The organism is Aeromonas enterica (assembly GCF_054052465.1).
This window is the reverse complement of the sequence record NZ_JBSTYL010000001.1, coordinates 108,146-121,945: the sequence shown is the minus strand read 5'-3', so window position 1 is coordinate 121,945 and position 13,800 is coordinate 108,146. Positions and strand designations below refer to the sequence as shown.

The following is a 13,800-nucleotide window of genomic DNA, read 5'->3' as shown; positions in this document are numbered from 1 at the left end:
GTCACAAAACCCAAAACGTGACCGGACACATTGCAGCGATTACCATGTCAGCACAACAAAGCGAGGTACCCAATGAGTTTTAACCTGTGTGACCTGCCGCCAGAAGAAAAGGCCCTGATCGAAGTCGACAAAGCCGCCGCCTACGCGGTGTGGAAGGAACGCAACGGCAAGCTGGCCACGGCAGAGCTGGACAGTTCAGCTTTCACCGGCCATCAGCTTGAGGTTTTCACCAAGGCGCTGGTCAAGTACCGGACAAAGCCATAACCACCGATTGCCAATCAGTTTAAAGCCCCTCATGCAGGGGCTTTTTAATATATTAAGAGTGGGATAAACAAAGTGTACATAGTATGCACACAACCTGTACAAATAAGGCCGTAAGAAGTCGGGCTAGGATGTCAAAACGATATTTTTTTAATATTGAAGTAATATTATTTTGGGTGGTGCGGGGTTGCTTATATACCTGCATATAAACATTGAAGCCGTGCCATCCTAAAGGGGTAAGCATGACTGCATGTCGTGCCATAGGAAAATTGTCAATGTCCACGAAGGACACGGATTCACTGGTGGGTTAGGATGTTGTCAGGCTAAGACAATGACTCGATACTATTGTTTGCTTATGGCTTAAATATTTAGGAAGGCTTAAACATTCTTAAAAAAATACCTAACAAAATGCATTGACTGACAATATTCACGGCGCATAAGATGCGGCAAAACTTGAAGATGAAAACAAAAATCCGGTCATGCAGGAGGGAATCATTTTGTCTGTTAGAAATATAAGTGTATCAGCGGTAAATCTTTACAGCACCAGACCACACCGACAGCAGCCAATCAATTTCAGCATCGCTCATGCTGAGAAATATCGCCCGCTGGTCATGCCTGGATTCCGACAGCGAAAGCCAAGCCGGTGCTGGCAGCATCTGCTGAACGCTGATCCCGAGGTGCAGGCACAGCAGAACGGCGTCTTCCAGGTTGATGAATCCGCCATGCTCATCATCAACCCAGCGCGATACCGTGCTGGGATTGACGCCAATCAAGCGGGCCGCATCTGAGTATGTGAGGTGGGAATTGTCGAGCAACGTCCGCAGTCTGGCCTTGGAATCAAGGAGGTACTGCCGAGCGATAACTGGTAACGGTCTTTTTCGCTTCATCCTGGGCTGTCTCCAACATACTGGACCGCCCGCGCTCTGGTTTTTATGTGAACTGCACCTGTCAGAAGTGACAGTAAAAAACACTCATTTATGCAAAAGCTAGTCGCTGATCGCTGAGATATGCAATGCCGTCCTGAATAAAATGGACTGGCCAAACCAGTGCGCAACGATAAGCCACGGGACTAACATCAATCGGGAGCAAAAAACTATGCAAGCACCAACATCCGCCATCGTCTTTGAGAACATCTACCACGTATCGGCGATGATCACGGAATCGAGTAACCCTGCGCAGCACGGCCACCTGGAATCCATCATCCAGACCCTGACCTGGGCAGGGGCCAAAGCCGACTTGGAGCAGAAGACAACACACCTTGCCAACACAGTTACCAACTGATTCTGTGCATAACTTGAACAACGGGGGCCACTGGCTCCCGTTGCTTTTTACGGGGCTCACAAGTGAAAGGATCTGACGGAAAGTGAAAGATCGTAAAAAGGATCTGGTGAGCCATGCGCGCCCAGTGCTGGCGCGAGGAGCCGCCACTCGGCCACAGTCTTTCACCCGCATGATTTTCCACACATGAAGCGCGCAGGCGAGGCGGGGTCTTGCGGCGCGCTCTCGCTGCGCGGCAGGGTCCCAACCCCCCAGCAGGACACGCCAGCGAGCGCAGGGAGCACTCGCAGGATCCGGCCTTATGGCCGCGTGGGTTTAAGGGGCGATCGCACAGCGGGCCGATGGTGCGCGCATGCTAGGGGTAACTGCGGCAAGGCCAGGACCTTGGCAGGTCAGGCGCTGCCTGACCAGTGACCGGGCAAAAGAAAACCCCGCCTGATGGCGGGGTGGTTGGGATACGCTGGCCGGGTCAGCGCAGCTGATCGCCCTGGCTGGCCGGCTCGGTACCGGCGGCGAGCTTGTACGGATTGAACCGGATGATCTCTTCCCCTGCCCAGTCGTTCATCGCCAGCAGGCTGGCCTTGATGCTGTCGATCTCGTTGACGTCGAACACCTGAGCGGCCTCCGTCACATTGCCAAACCCGCCAGTGCTGTTCGGCATCACCCCCATCAACTGAGGCGGTACCCGATGAGTGGCCAGTTGGTCATCCCGGCTCACGTTCTTGATGCTCAGGAAGTCATCCTTGGCCGCTACCTCGGCCACCGGGATCAGCTTGACCCCGTCCTTGCTGCCGCCCGGCGTGTAGAGCAGCAGGTTACGGAAGTTGCCGGGGCCCTTGCTCTGGCGCAGCGCCTCCTTGAGCTTGGCGATGTCCCCCTCGTTCTGCACCGCGTCAGTGATGTGCATGATGAAGCCGGCATGACTGCCGTTCTCATAGTAGCGGCGACGGAACAGGGTGGCCGACTCGTTCAGCAAGGTCGAATTCAGCCCGCCCACATAGTCAGGGATGCCGTAGATCTCCTGATTGATGTCGCTCTCCATCACATGGCCAACCCGACCAGCGGGCAGCTCCTGCTCCTGCCCTGGCTGGGCAATCCACCAATAGGTGGCCATATCCAGCCCACGCCGGGTGTACTTGGCGCGCAGATGGTCATAGCGCAGCACCCCGCCGATCCGGTTCTGCACCGCCTGCAGGTAGCCGTTGCCAAAAATCAGATAGTCCAGCGCCAGCCCGGTGAAGCCCGCCAGACTCAGTTTCGGATGAGGGATGAAGCAGGATCGCAAGATATTGCGCTTCACCTGAATGGCCGAGGCATGGTGTACCCCGGCCCGATAGACACGCGAAAGCCCATTGAGGGACAGCGGCGGCTCATACCAGCGGCCGTTGTGCATCGCTTCCAAGTAGTCGAACACCTCCCGCTGCGATAAGACCGGCACCGGCTCGCCAAAGCTGAACGCCTCGATGGCCTCGCCACCGGATTGCTGGGTCGCCGTTACCGGCTGGGTAGTGCGCGGGTTGCGGCGCTTTCTCATTCGAAAATCTCCATCATGCTGGTATTGGTACCGTTGGCACCTGCCAGCGGCTCATGTAAAAGGGCCTGCATCGTTGCCCAGGCAATATCTGCGTGGCTGATCTCCTCGGAGCGGCTGGCTTCAAAGGTCGGCATCTTGCCGCTAGCCGTTAACCCTCGACGGATACTCATAAACGCTTGGGCCAAGTCAGTAAAACCGCTGTCAAACTCCAGCCGCCCCTTGTTCATCACGTCCTGCGCCTTCATCACCATCTGCATTTTTACGTTGGCGCTGTACTGAATTGCCGTCACGGCGGGATAGAACTGCCGCACCAATTGCAGCACGCCCTCCCCGATCCCAGTCGAGTCGATGCCGATATAGGTAACGTTGTAGCGATCGCACATGGCCCGGATAGCCTTAGCCTGCGCATCAAAGTCCATCCCATGCCAACGATGCCGCTCCAGCACTCGGAACTTGCCACCGGGTACCGCTGGCGGGGCCAGCACTGCGCAGCCGGCGCTATCCCCCTTGCCGCCCTTGGCAGGGTCATAACCGATCCATACCGCTCGGTTGCCAAGTGGACGCAAGGCATGAGGTTTGTAGTCATCCCACAACTCCCAACTGTCAACCATGCAACGTTGCAGGGTGGCGAGTGGGAACACACTGGCCGTGTCGTCCATGAATTCGCACATCAGCAGGTTGCGATATTCATCCTCCGAATACTCGCTGCGCAACTGATCCAGGTCGAACAGATCGCAGCCACCGCGCACCGCATCCTCAACCGTGACAATCTGCCTCCACTGGCCATCGGCGCACAGCTTGCCGCCGGCCAGATTGGTGTGGCTCAGGTCAATCTCGACCCGGTCGGCCTTGGCCTTTCCCCGGTTGAAGTTGGCACCAGACCAGAACGCATAGGCTGGATGAGAAAGGCTGGAAGGGGTGGAAATGTAGGTCTGGCGCCACTTCTTGTGCATCGCCATGCCAGAGGCCACCTTGCGGAACTCAAGAAAGCCATGGATCCAGAAATACTCATCCATGTAGATGTTGCCGTGGTAGCTCTGGGCGGTGCGGGCATTGGTACCAAGAAAATACATGTGCGCCCCGTTCGGCAGCACCATGGGGTCGCCTTTCAGCTCAACCCCCTCCTCCTTGGCAAACTGGATGATGTACTGCTTGAACACATGGGCCTGCGCCTTGCTGGCCGACAAGAAAATCTGATTACGCCCGGTTACCAGGGCATCAATGAACGCCTCGAAGGCAAAGAAGTAAGTGGCCCCAATCTGGCGCGACTTGAGCAGGTCGCGGATCCGGTGCTGCTTGCCCGCCTCGTACCAGGTGCGTTGATAGCCAAACATGGTCGACTCGAACCGCTCGATTAACCGTTCCTGCTGCTCGGGCTCGACAACATTGCGCTCGGGCGCCTTCTTCGGCCCCTTGTTGCGGTTCGCCACCTTGGGATTGAGGTCGGTTTCATTGCCGCCGTTGCTGTACTTGTTGACCCGGGCGATCCGCTCCAACTGCCTGCCCAGCAGGTCAATCTCCTTGAAGTCGCCGCCGCTCTTCACATCCTTGGCGATCAACTGGCACATCCGCGCCTCAATGGCGAAGTCGACCCGGTCTATGGGTTTGATGTCATCCCAGCCGTCGCGCTTCTTCCAGGTCGAGACTGTCCCCTCCGGCGTTTGCAGCAATTCAGCAATGACGCGGAGCGGGTAGCCCTGAAAGAACAGGTGCATGGCCTGCCGTCTGGGTTCGATATGGGGGAAAAGTAACGGTGCTGTAGTCATGGCGCCAGTCTACCGACCAAGACAAGCACCCTGACGCCCGCGCCAGTGTATCCACCGTGGATACACTGGCCGCCGATTGCACGATCACGCCTATCACCCAGACCATAACCGCGACATCACCACCCAATCACCAAAGGGATCCCAGCTCATGGCTAAGTCCAAATTTTTCCGTGTTGCCGTCGAAGGGGGCACGACCGATGGCCGCACCATCACCCGCGAATGGATTGAACAGATGGCCAAGCGCTACAACCAGTCCACCTATGGCGCCCGGGTCAATATGGAACACATCCGGGGCTATGACCCGACCGGTCAGTTCAAGATGTACGGCGATATCACCGCCGCCAAGACCGAAGAGGTCGACATGGAAGGTGAAAAGCGCCTGGCCCTGTTCGTGCAAATCGACCCGACCCCGGAACTGGTCGAACTGAACAAGAAGCGTCAGAAGGTGTTCACCTCTGTCGAAATCCACCCCAACCTGAACGAGAAAGGCGCCTACCTGATGGGGCTGGCCGTCACCGACAGCCCAGCCAGCCTCGGCACCGAAATGCTCCAGTTCTGCAGCAAGGCCTCGGCCAACCCGCTGGCCGAGCGCAAACAGTACAAGGAGTGCCTGTTCACTGCGGCGCTGGAAACCGTCATCGAATTCGAAGACGAAGCCGACAAAGGCCCAACCCTGGCCGAGCGCATCACCGCCATGTTCAGCAGCCACAAAAAGCAATCCACCGCGGATTTCGGTGACGTGCATCAGGCCGTCGAAGCCGTGGCCAAAGAAGTGACCACCATCGACGCAGACCTGCAGAATAAGTTCACCGCACAGGCCACCACCATCACCGAACTGACCAGCCAGCAGGAAGCCACCGCCAAAGCGCTGGCTGACCTCACCGCCAAGCTGGAAGGCCAGGAAGATTTCAGCCACAAGCGCCAGCCCGCCACCGGCGACAAAGGCTCCACCATCGAAACCGACTGCTAAGGACCCCATCCATGCGTAACGAAACCCGCCAGAAGTTCAACGCGTTCACCGGCCAACTGGCCAAACTCAACGCCATCACCAGCGCCATGGTGCAGTTCAACGTGCAGCCCAGCGTCCAGCAGACCCTGGAAACCAAAATGCAGGAGTCGGTCGAATTCCTACAAATGATCAACGTCATCCCGGTACCCGAAATGAAGGGGCAAAAGGTGGGTATCGGTATCGGCAGCACCATCGCTGGCCGCACCAATACCAGCGACAAAGACCGCGAGCCCAATGACCCGAGCGCCCTCTATCCGCATGACTACGAGTGCGCAAAGACCAACTACGACACCAGTCTGGGGTACAACAAACTGGATATCTGGGCCAAGTTCGCCGACTTCCAGACCCGTATCCGCGACGCCATCCTCAAACGCCAGGGGCTCGACCGCATCATGATCGGCTGGCACGGCACCAGCGTGGCGCCGGACACCAACCGCACCACCCACCCCATGCTGGAAGACGTCAACATCGGCTGGCTGCAACACATCCGTGTGGATGCACCGGCCAAAGTGATGGATGAAGGTACCGAAGGCTCCGGCAAGATCTACATCTACCAGCCGAAGAATGATGCAGACACCAAAGAAGGGGACTACCACAACCTCGACGCCCTGGTGTTCGATGCCGTCAACGAGTCGATCGCCCCCTGGTATCAGGACGACACCGATCTGGTGGTCATCTGCGGTCGCAAGCTGCTGGCCGACAAATACTTCCCCATCATCAACAACGCCGACAACAACCAGGACAAGCTGGCCGGTCAGGTGCTGGTGAGCCAGAAGCAGATCGGCGGCCTCAAAGCCGTGCGCGTCCCCTTCTTCCCGGATGACGCCATGCTCATCACCACGCTGGAAAACCTGTCCATCTACTGGCAGGAAGGCGCCCGCCGCCGCCATATCGAGGAAGAGCCCAAGCGCGACCGCATCGTCAACTACGAAAGCTCAAACGATGCCTACGTGGTAGAGGATTACGACTGCGTCGCCCTGATCGAAAACATCGTCATCGGGCCGAAACCGGCCGCTGGCGGTTAAGGGGGCGACATGACACCTGCCCGTCGCAACCGCGAACGCAAACTGGCCGCCCTGCAAGGGGCGGCCAATCCTCAGTTCGACCAACAACGCGCCAACGCCTACGAGCTGCAGTTGATGCAGCTAGCCGAACACCGTCGCACCCTCAAGGGCATCCAGAGCATCGAGCGCAAGATCGACGCCAAGCGCCCCATGCTGGCCGTCTACAAACCCTGGATTGATGGCCTGCTGGCCGCCGACCGGGGCGGACAAGATGACGTCCTGGTGACCGTCATGCTCTGGCACCTCGACACCGGCGATCTCGAAGGGGCTTTCACCATGGCCGACTACGTGATCCGCCACGGCCTGAGCACCCCGGACCGTTACGAGCGCACCGCCGCCACCATGATCGCCGAAGAAGTAGCCGACACAGCCATCAAGCAGCAAGAGGCTGGCACCGGCCCCAGCTGCGGGCTGCTTTATGCCTACCTCGGCCTGCTTGAACCCTGCGACATCTTCGACCAGGTACGCGCCAAGCTGCACAAGGCCGTGGGCCGCGCCTGCTACGCCGAAGGACTCAAGCCGCAAGCCGCCGAGCACTACCGCCGGGCCATCGAACTGCACGACAAGGTCGGCATCAAGAAAGAGCTCGAAGTGCTCGAACGTGAACTGAAAAAAGAACAGCAGCCCGACGCCAAAGGCGGCGGCAGCTAACCGAGCGAACCCCGCACCCTGGGCGGCTCGGGCCTGACGAATGCCAGCGGCATACCAGACGGCCCGACCACCGCCCAACCAGCGGACCGACCCACACAGGAGCACCATGAGCACCGGATTAATTGCCACAGCACCGACCGCGCCAGATGAAGGGGAGATAACCAGCAACCACTTCTGGCCCGCGATCTCGCTGCCTGACCTGCGTGAAACAGTCCGGCTTGATGGCACCGTCACCACCGCCCGCCTGACCCATGCCGTGGTCGACGCCATCACCAGCGTCAACCGGGATCTGGTGGATTGGCGCACCGCCCGTCAGGCAGAAGGCCACGCCACCCTGGCCGCCGTCCCGAGCGAAGTCATCAACAACGAATCGGTGCACCTGCACAGCTACCGGCGCGCCGTTTATGCCATGACCCGCGCCAACCTGCTGGAACGTTACACCGACTACAGCGCCACCGGTGACGGCGTAAAAGGGGCTGATGCCAAGATCGTGAGCTCGGATGACCTCTACCGGGATGCCCGCTTTGCCATTCGCGACATCCTCGGCACCACCCACAACACAGTGGAGCTGATCTGATGCAACTGCGCAGCCAACAGGGCGACACCCTCGATCTCATCCTGTTCCGGCATTACGGCTACACCGCAGGCATCACCGAGCAAGTGCTCAACCTCAACCCCGGTTTGGCCGCGCTCGGCCCCATCATCCCGACCGGAACCCTTATCACAATGCCAGCGGCCCCCACCCAGGCCGAGCAGCCGCTGATCCAGCTATGGAACTGACCATGAGCCGCCTCGACGACGAACTCGAAAGACTGGCCGACATCAGCGATCAGCAAATCGCTGCTCGCATCCATGCCGCCCGCATCAGCGGCACCGGCCCGCACTACTGCATCGACTGCGAAAACCCCATCCCGCAGGCACGCCGTGAAGCGATCCGGGGCTGCGAACGCTGCGCCGAGTGCCAGACCATCACCGAATTCCAAACCGCTCGCCACTACGGCAGCAAACGATAACAACAGGAGAGCACGATGCCAGAACCGATCTCATCCAGTGCAGCAACCAGCACCCTCACCGGTCTGGCGCTGCTATCACTGTTCCCCGGCCTTGATATCGAAGTGGTGCTGGCAGCATTCGCCGGGGCCATGGTGTTCATCGCCACCACCACAGAACTCGGCAACCTGCGCAAAGCAGGGCTGTTTGTCGCGGCTTTCATCATCGGGATCCTCTTTGCCGATCAGGTGGCAGCCATCATGACAACGGTTTTGCCTGTCAAGGCTGCCGGCAGCCCGCGCGCTATCGGTGCCTTGCTGGCATCGGCAATGGCCGTCCATTTGTTGCAATGGGCCTTGCGCAAAGCGCCGGAAGACCTGTTCAAACTCCGTAAAGGGGGCTGACATGCTGACCATCCTCTACGCCATGATCTGCGCCGCCATCGCCCTGCGACTGGCTACCTTCAACCGCAACGGGGGCGACTACCGCCCCCTGCCTGCTCTGTTGGCTTGGGTCATCACAGTGGCCGCCGGCTCCGTGCCACTGCGCGCCATGCTGGGTGTCTTGCCATCACCAGACCCCGCCGCCGTCCTACTAGCAGCCGTGGTGCTGACCGCCCTGCTCGGGTCGCGGGGATCCGTCATGCGCCTGATGCCGCGCCGCCGCCAGCAGCCAACCACCGCCCGCCACCTGAACGGGAGATTTCAGCCATGAGCCTTAAAAAAGGGGATACCGGCACCGCCGTGGCCGATCTGCAACGCCGCCTCACCAAAGCCGGTTATCCGGTGGATCCTGATGGCTGGTTTGGCGATGCCACCGAACAAGCCCTACTCGCCTTCCAGCGAGACTACATGATCGCCGCCATCGGTCAGGCTGGCCCCCGCACCATGGCCGCCTTGCTCGGCAGCGAACGCGGCAACCAGCTGACCATCAACCACATGCAGAGTGGGGCTGACCTGCTGGGCCTGCCGCTCGCCACCATGGCCACCGTCGCCCAGGTTGAGAGCATTGGCGAGGGCTTCACCGACGCTACTCGTCCGGTGGTGCTGTTCGAGCGGCATGTGTTCTACAAGCAGCTCACCAAGCACCTGGGCAAGGCCACCGCCGACCAGATGGCCGCCAATTACCCCAACCTGGTCAACCCCAAGCGCGGCGGCTATGCCGGCGGCGCGGCAGAGTGGGAACGGCTGCAACTGGCCATCAGCCTGCATCGGAATGCCGCCATCGAGTCGGCCAGTTGGGGCATGTTCCAGATCATGGGCTACCACTGGCAGGCGCTGGACTTTGCCTCGGCCAGCGAATGGCAGGCGGCCATGCAGCGCAGCGAGGTCAACCACCTCACCGCCCTGTGCCGCTTCATCCAGCAAGACGCTGCCATGCACAAAGCCCTGCAGGGCCGCAAGTGGGCCGACTTCGCCCGCCGCTACAACGGCCCCGCCTACAAAGAAAACGACTACGACACCAAGCTGGCCAAGGCATACGACCACTTTGCCAAGGTCTACCAGGTACAGGAGGTAGCAGATGCCTAGGCCTAAGTGCGGTCACTTGGCAGGGAAAACCTGTATCAAGCTGGATGCGAAGTGTCTGGAATTGCGCTGGCTTGGTGGCTGCGTGGTCTGCCCGTTCAGAGGATGTAGCCAGAATAAGCCGCAGCCCACACCACCACCGAGGAAACCGTAATGGCATTACTACGATCCCCCCTCACCTGGTTGCTGATCGCCTTGGCCATCGCCTTGGGTGGCTGGGGCTGGTCTGCCACCTCGGCGGCGACCGCCAAGGGTAAGGTCACCACCCTGCAAAGTGACCTCAAGGCCGCCGACGACAAGGCCAAAGAGGCCGAGCGGCGGGAACGGCTCAAAGACACCACCATCACCACCCTCACCGGCGAACTGACCGCCCAGGCAGAAGCCGCCGCACAACTGCAAAGCCAGCTCGGCGAACTGTCGATGACCGCCGCCACCCGTGCCGACACCATCAAGAGGCTCAAACGTGAAAATGCTGAACTTCGGACTTGGGCTGATAGCCCTTTGCCTGTTCCTGTTGTCAGGCTGCTCAAGCGCCCCGCCATCACCGGCGCCGCAGATTATCAGGCTCACCTGTCAGGGCCTGACCCCTTGCCAACTGCCACCGGCCAGCCCGGTCAATAACGGCGACCTGCTCGACCAACTGACCCAGACCGAGGCCGCCTGGGCCAGCTGCGCCGCCAAGGTCGACAGCCTCATCACCTGCCAGCAACGGCAGCAACAACAAGGGAGTGGGGATGGAAAAGCCAAAACAGATCCGTGAGGTGCTGCAGCAGTGCGTCCCGCTGCTGCGCCAGAACCCGGATCACATGATGATATTCGTCGACAAGGGCAAGCTGGTTGCCACCGGCGCCGCCAGCCTGTCGTTTGAATACCAGTACGAACTGACCATCATCGTGGCCGACTTTGCCCAGAATGTGAACACCGTCATGGTGCCACTGCTGGCATGGATTAGGCAGTACCAGCCAGAACTGATGATGAACAGCGACAAGCGCGAAAACGCCATGCGGTTCGAAGTCGAGATCCAGAACAACGAAACCTGCGACATCGAAATCAAACTGCCGCTGACCGAGCGGGTCAAGGTCTGGAAGGATGAGCAGGGCCTGCACTTCGAACACCTGCCAGAACCGCCAGAAGACCCCTACGATGGCATCACCTGGGAACTGTTTATCAACGGGGAATATCAGCCATGGCCGCCGATCTCGACCGACTGACCCACTTTGCCGCTAGGGTAGAACTGATCCGGGCCAACCTGTCACAACGGGAACTGGCCCGCTTTGCCGATCAGATGGCAAAAGAGATGCGCGAGAGCAACGCCAAGCGCATCAAGGCCAACGTCACCCCGGAAGGCGACCAGATGGACCCGCGCAAGCCGCAGCGTGGCAACCGCGAAATAAAATTCATCTACACCACCAGTGACAAGGAAGTACGCCACCTGAAAAGCTGGCGCGGTACCCGCAGCTACATCATCGGCTTTGATATCATGCGGGGCGGGATCCGCACCTTCAAACGCTCCCGCATCAAACGATTCATCAAGGTCGATGCCAGCAAGGGCGACGCCATCAACAAGAGCAAGATCAAGCGCAAGATGTTCTCCCGCCTGATCAAGTCGAAATGGCTCAAGTCCAAGGGCTACAGCGATCGCGCCGAGGTCTACTTTGCCAGCACCGCCGAAAAGGTGGCTCATATCCACCACTACGGCCTGAAAGACAAAGGCAGCAAGGGGCAAGACATCCAATACCCGGAACGGCCCTTGCTGGGCATGGATGCCAAAGACGTCGACAAGGTCGAAGACCTGCTGCTTGCCCAACTCACCAAGGGGCTGTAATCATCGCGGCCAGTGTATCTACCGTGGATACACTGGCCGCCGCTCGCCTTGCCTGCCATTGCCCAAAACAATGGCCCCATGCAACCGACCCTGACCGAACTCCAACGCCTGATCGACAACCTGATCCGCATCGGCACCGTGACCGAAGTGCGATCCAAGGAATGTCGCGTCAAAACCGGCGACATCATCACCAACTGGCGGCCCTACACCACAGAAAGGGCCGGGGCTAACCGCACCCGTCACCGCCTGAGTATCGGCGAACAGGTCATCTTGTTGTCAGTCAGTGGCGATCTGCGCAATGCGTACATCCTCGGCTCGCTCAACGCCACCGCCGCAGACGAGCCACTGGCTGACGATGACAATCCAGATCTCGACCGTACCGAATACAGTGACGGCGCCGTCATTGAATACGACCCGGCCACCGGCGCGCTCAATGCCACCGGCATCAAGTCAGCCAACATCGAGGCATCCGTCACCGTCAAACTGATCACCCCCCTGGTGGAATGCACCCAGGCGCTCAAGGTGGGCACCACCATCACCGCTGGCGGCAAGATCACCGCACTCAGTGCCAAGATTGGCGGCATTGAGGTCACCACCCACAAACACAGCGGCGTCAGCACCGGCAGCGGACAAACAGGGGGCCCGGCATGAACTGGCTCGGCATGAATGCAGCCAATGGCCGCACCATCAGCGCCACCGACCACATCATCCAGTCGGTGCGTGACATCCTCGGCACCCCGGTGGGTACGCGCGTCATGCGCCGCAACTACGGCAGCGAGCATTTTTACCTCATCGACCAACCCCAGCATCCGGCCACCCGCCTGCGCCTGATGGCTGCCACCGTGCAAGCCCTCATCAACTGGGAACCGCGCATCACCATTACCCGAGTTGATGTGCAGGGCGGCGGCATGAATGGCGCCCTCACCGTCGAACTCACCTGGCAGCGCAAAGACGGCGGTGCGCCGGAATCTGCCTCTATTGCCATCCCCACAGGAGCCGCCAATTGAGCAACGTGGATTTAACCCAGCTCCCGCCGCCCTCGGTGGAGGAAACCATCGACTTCGAAATGATCCTGGCCGAACGCAAGGCCACCCTGATCAGCTACTACCCGGCAGACCAGCAAGCAGCCATCGCCGCCACCCTCGAACTCGAATCAGAACCGCTCAACAAGCTGTTGCAAGAGAACGCCTATCGCGAAGTGATCCTGCGGGCTCGCATGAACGATGCCGCCAAGCAAACCCTGCTCGCCTTTGCCAGCGGCACCACCCTCGACCATGCGGTCGGTGAATACAACATCGCCCGCCTGCTGGTCACTCCGGGCGATCCCAGCGCGACACCGCCTATTGAGCCGGTTTACGAATCAGATGATCGCCTGCGCATGCGTGGTCAGATGGCCTTTGAGGGGCTGTCCACTGCCGGCCCCATCAATGCCTACAAGTTTCACGCCTTCTCGGCCAGTGCCGAGGTGGCCGATGTCGCCGTCGACAGCCCCACGCCGGGCACCGTCAGGGTGACCCTGCTGTCACCTGCGGGCCAACCGAGTGCCGACACCATCAATCGGGTCAGTCAGGCCCTCTCGGCAGAAGATGTGCGCCCCCTCTGCGATCTGGTGGCCGTCGAACCGGCCCAGATCAAGCCCTATGCCGTCGACGCCACCCTCAACGCCATCGGCCTGGGCAAAGAGCAAGCCCTTGCCGCCGCCAACGAAGCAATGACCAACACCGCCGCCGCTTACTACCGGGTCGGGGCCACCGTTCCGCTCTCGGCCATCTATGCCGCCTTGCATCAGCCCGGGATCGACAGCGTCACCCTGCGATCACCGCTGGCTGATGTGGCCTGCAGCCCACAACAGGCCGCCAAACTCACCACCCTCAACCTCAATTAAGGAACCAGCCC

At 59.8% G+C, this 13,800-nt stretch carries 21 protein-coding genes; 18 read left to right on the top strand and 3 right to left on the bottom strand.

What is annotated here, in order from left to right:
• Positions 1–72: 72 nt before the first annotated feature.
• The gene (locus ACW5XD_RS00575; protein WP_456493153.1) at positions 73–264 is read left to right on the top strand and encodes a DUF3283 family protein; all 192 of its coding nucleotides are present in this window, start codon (positions 73–75) and stop codon (positions 262–264) included.
• 518 nt (positions 265–782) lie between these two features.
• On the opposite strand, the gene ACW5XD_RS00570 is transcribed toward ACW5XD_RS00575, so the two are convergent.
• Positions 783–1,148, bottom strand: coding sequence for a helix-turn-helix domain-containing protein (locus ACW5XD_RS00570; protein ID WP_456493152.1), 366 nt, complete (start codon positions 1,146–1,148; stop codon positions 783–785).
• 208 nt (positions 1,149–1,356) lie between these two features.
• Here ACW5XD_RS00570 and ACW5XD_RS00565 point away from each other — a divergent pair, with 208 nt between their 5' ends.
• Positions 1,357–1,542, top strand: a complete 186-nt coding sequence (locus ACW5XD_RS00565; RefSeq protein ID WP_456493151.1) for a hypothetical protein — start codon at positions 1,357–1,359, stop codon at positions 1,540–1,542.
• 466 nt (positions 1,543–2,008) lie between these two features.
• Here ACW5XD_RS00565 and ACW5XD_RS00560 read toward each other — a convergent pair whose 3' ends face one another.
• Both ACW5XD_RS00560 and ACW5XD_RS00555 read right to left on the bottom strand, forming a co-directional pair.
• On the bottom strand, positions 2,009–3,073 hold the full coding sequence (locus ACW5XD_RS00560; RefSeq protein ID WP_456493150.1) for a phage portal protein: 1,065 nt from the start codon (positions 3,071–3,073) through the stop codon (positions 2,009–2,011).
• Positions 3,070–4,839: a terminase ATPase subunit family protein gene (locus ACW5XD_RS00555; protein ID WP_456493149.1), complete on the bottom strand. Its 1,770-nt coding sequence runs from the start codon at positions 4,837–4,839 to the stop codon at positions 3,070–3,072. Before ACW5XD_RS00555 ends, ACW5XD_RS00560 begins: the two co-directional genes overlap by 4 nt.
• A 148-nt stretch (positions 4,840–4,987) precedes the next feature.
• On the opposite strand from ACW5XD_RS00555, the gene ACW5XD_RS00550 reads away from it, so the two are divergent.
• From ACW5XD_RS00550 to ACW5XD_RS00475, 16 genes are all read left to right on the top strand, one after another.
• Positions 4,988–5,809, top strand: coding sequence for a GPO family capsid scaffolding protein (locus ACW5XD_RS00550; RefSeq protein WP_456493148.1), 822 nt, complete (start codon positions 4,988–4,990; stop codon positions 5,807–5,809).
• Between the two features lie 11 nt (positions 5,810–5,820).
• Complete coding sequence (locus ACW5XD_RS00545; RefSeq protein WP_456493147.1) at positions 5,821–6,873, top strand: phage major capsid protein, P2 family; 1,053 nt, start codon at positions 5,821–5,823, stop codon at positions 6,871–6,873.
• Positions 6,874–6,882: 9 nt separating this feature from the next.
• The gene (gpM, locus tag ACW5XD_RS00540; RefSeq protein ID WP_456493146.1) at positions 6,883–7,563 is read left to right on the top strand and encodes a phage terminase small subunit; all 681 of its coding nucleotides are present in this window, start codon (positions 6,883–6,885) and stop codon (positions 7,561–7,563) included.
• Between the two features lie 106 nt (positions 7,564–7,669).
• On the top strand, positions 7,670–8,140 hold the full coding sequence (locus tag ACW5XD_RS00535; protein WP_456493145.1) for a head completion/stabilization protein: 471 nt from the start codon (positions 7,670–7,672) through the stop codon (positions 8,138–8,140).
• Positions 8,140–8,343 carry a tail protein X gene (locus tag ACW5XD_RS00530; protein WP_042654614.1) on the top strand — a complete coding sequence of 68 codons (204 nt, stop codon included), beginning with the start codon at positions 8,140–8,142 and terminating at the stop codon, positions 8,341–8,343. The genes ACW5XD_RS00535 and ACW5XD_RS00530 overlap by 1 nt, the downstream gene beginning before the upstream one ends.
• A 2-nt stretch (positions 8,344–8,345) precedes the next feature.
• On the top strand, positions 8,346–8,576 hold the full coding sequence (locus ACW5XD_RS00525; RefSeq protein WP_290017428.1) for a TraR/DksA C4-type zinc finger protein: 231 nt from the start codon (positions 8,346–8,348) through the stop codon (positions 8,574–8,576).
• Positions 8,577–8,591: 15 nt separating this feature from the next.
• Entirely contained in the window at positions 8,592–8,957 is a 366-nt protein-coding gene (locus tag ACW5XD_RS00520; protein ID WP_288031597.1) for a putative holin, read from the top strand.
• 1 nt (position 8,958) lies between these two features.
• Entirely contained in the window at positions 8,959–9,267 is a 309-nt protein-coding gene (locus tag ACW5XD_RS00515) for a phage holin family protein (protein ID WP_094697344.1), read from the top strand.
• Positions 9,264–10,082 (top strand): N-acetylmuramidase domain-containing protein, encoded by an 819-nt coding sequence (locus ACW5XD_RS00510; RefSeq protein ID WP_456493144.1) that lies wholly within the window; start codon positions 9,264–9,266, stop codon positions 10,080–10,082. Before ACW5XD_RS00515 ends, ACW5XD_RS00510 begins: the two co-directional genes overlap by 4 nt.
• A gap of 150 nt (positions 10,083–10,232) precedes the next feature.
• Positions 10,233–10,700, top strand: a complete 468-nt coding sequence (gene lysB / locus ACW5XD_RS00505) for an Rz-like lysis system protein LysB (protein ID WP_456493143.1) — start codon at positions 10,233–10,235, stop codon at positions 10,698–10,700.
• On the top strand, positions 10,594–10,839 hold the full coding sequence (gene lysC / locus ACW5XD_RS00500) for an Rz1-like lysis system protein LysC (RefSeq protein ID WP_290022589.1): 246 nt from the start codon (positions 10,594–10,596) through the stop codon (positions 10,837–10,839). The genes lysB and lysC overlap by 107 nt, the downstream gene beginning before the upstream one ends.
• Positions 10,814–11,290: a phage tail protein gene (locus ACW5XD_RS00495; protein ID WP_048209095.1), complete on the top strand. Its 477-nt coding sequence runs from the start codon at positions 10,814–10,816 to the stop codon at positions 11,288–11,290. The genes lysC and ACW5XD_RS00495 overlap by 26 nt, the downstream gene beginning before the upstream one ends.
• Positions 11,266–11,904 carry a phage virion morphogenesis protein gene (locus ACW5XD_RS00490; protein ID WP_456493142.1) on the top strand — a complete coding sequence of 213 codons (639 nt, stop codon included), beginning with the start codon at positions 11,266–11,268 and terminating at the stop codon, positions 11,902–11,904. The genes ACW5XD_RS00495 and ACW5XD_RS00490 overlap by 25 nt, the downstream gene beginning before the upstream one ends.
• A 78-nt stretch (positions 11,905–11,982) precedes the next feature.
• On the top strand, positions 11,983–12,555 hold the full coding sequence (locus ACW5XD_RS00485; RefSeq protein ID WP_456493141.1) for a phage baseplate assembly protein V: 573 nt from the start codon (positions 11,983–11,985) through the stop codon (positions 12,553–12,555).
• The gene (locus ACW5XD_RS00480) at positions 12,552–12,911 is read left to right on the top strand and encodes a GPW/gp25 family protein (RefSeq protein WP_456493140.1); all 360 of its coding nucleotides are present in this window, start codon (positions 12,552–12,554) and stop codon (positions 12,909–12,911) included. Before ACW5XD_RS00485 ends, ACW5XD_RS00480 begins: the two co-directional genes overlap by 4 nt.
• A 5-nt stretch (positions 12,912–12,916) precedes the next feature.
• Positions 12,917–13,789, top strand: coding sequence for a baseplate assembly protein (locus ACW5XD_RS00475; RefSeq protein ID WP_456493420.1), 873 nt, complete (start codon positions 12,917–12,919; stop codon positions 13,787–13,789).
• Positions 13,790–13,800 lie beyond the last annotated feature (11 nt).

What these genes read in the sequence shown, in the direction of transcription:
- ACW5XD_RS00575 (WP_456493153.1), top strand. Translation starts at nt 73, where the DNA reads ATGAGTTTTAACCTGTGTGACCTGCCGCCAGAAGAAAAGGCCCTGATC.
- ACW5XD_RS00570 (WP_456493152.1), bottom strand. Translation starts at nt 1,148, where the DNA reads ATGAAGCGAAAAAGACCGTTACCAGTTATCGCTCGGCAGTACCTCCTT.
- ACW5XD_RS00565 (WP_456493151.1), top strand. Translation starts at nt 1,357, where the DNA reads ATGCAAGCACCAACATCCGCCATCGTCTTTGAGAACATCTACCACGTA.
- ACW5XD_RS00560 (WP_456493150.1), bottom strand. Translation starts at nt 3,073, where the DNA reads ATGAGAAAGCGCCGCAACCCGCGCACTACCCAGCCGGTAACGGCGACC.
- ACW5XD_RS00555 (WP_456493149.1), bottom strand. Translation starts at nt 4,839, where the DNA reads ATGACTACAGCACCGTTACTTTTCCCCCATATCGAACCCAGACGGCAG.
- ACW5XD_RS00550 (WP_456493148.1), top strand. Translation starts at nt 4,988, where the DNA reads ATGGCTAAGTCCAAATTTTTCCGTGTTGCCGTCGAAGGGGGCACGACC.
- ACW5XD_RS00545 (WP_456493147.1), top strand. Translation starts at nt 5,821, where the DNA reads ATGCGTAACGAAACCCGCCAGAAGTTCAACGCGTTCACCGGCCAACTG.
- gpM (WP_456493146.1), top strand. Translation starts at nt 6,883, where the DNA reads ATGACACCTGCCCGTCGCAACCGCGAACGCAAACTGGCCGCCCTGCAA.
- ACW5XD_RS00535 (WP_456493145.1), top strand. Translation starts at nt 7,670, where the DNA reads ATGAGCACCGGATTAATTGCCACAGCACCGACCGCGCCAGATGAAGGG.
- ACW5XD_RS00530 (WP_042654614.1), top strand. Translation starts at nt 8,140, where the DNA reads ATGCAACTGCGCAGCCAACAGGGCGACACCCTCGATCTCATCCTGTTC.
- ACW5XD_RS00525 (WP_290017428.1), top strand. Translation starts at nt 8,346, where the DNA reads ATGAGCCGCCTCGACGACGAACTCGAAAGACTGGCCGACATCAGCGAT.
- ACW5XD_RS00520 (WP_288031597.1), top strand. Translation starts at nt 8,592, where the DNA reads ATGCCAGAACCGATCTCATCCAGTGCAGCAACCAGCACCCTCACCGGT.
- ACW5XD_RS00515 (WP_094697344.1), top strand. Translation starts at nt 8,959, where the DNA reads ATGCTGACCATCCTCTACGCCATGATCTGCGCCGCCATCGCCCTGCGA.
- ACW5XD_RS00510 (WP_456493144.1), top strand. Translation starts at nt 9,264, where the DNA reads ATGAGCCTTAAAAAAGGGGATACCGGCACCGCCGTGGCCGATCTGCAA.
- lysB (WP_456493143.1), top strand. Translation starts at nt 10,233, where the DNA reads ATGGCATTACTACGATCCCCCCTCACCTGGTTGCTGATCGCCTTGGCC.
- ACW5XD_RS00495 (WP_048209095.1), top strand. Translation starts at nt 10,814, where the DNA reads ATGGAAAAGCCAAAACAGATCCGTGAGGTGCTGCAGCAGTGCGTCCCG.
- ACW5XD_RS00490 (WP_456493142.1), top strand. Translation starts at nt 11,266, where the DNA reads ATGGCCGCCGATCTCGACCGACTGACCCACTTTGCCGCTAGGGTAGAA.
- ACW5XD_RS00485 (WP_456493141.1), top strand. Translation starts at nt 11,983, where the DNA reads ATGCAACCGACCCTGACCGAACTCCAACGCCTGATCGACAACCTGATC.
- ACW5XD_RS00480 (WP_456493140.1), top strand. Translation starts at nt 12,552, where the DNA reads ATGAACTGGCTCGGCATGAATGCAGCCAATGGCCGCACCATCAGCGCC.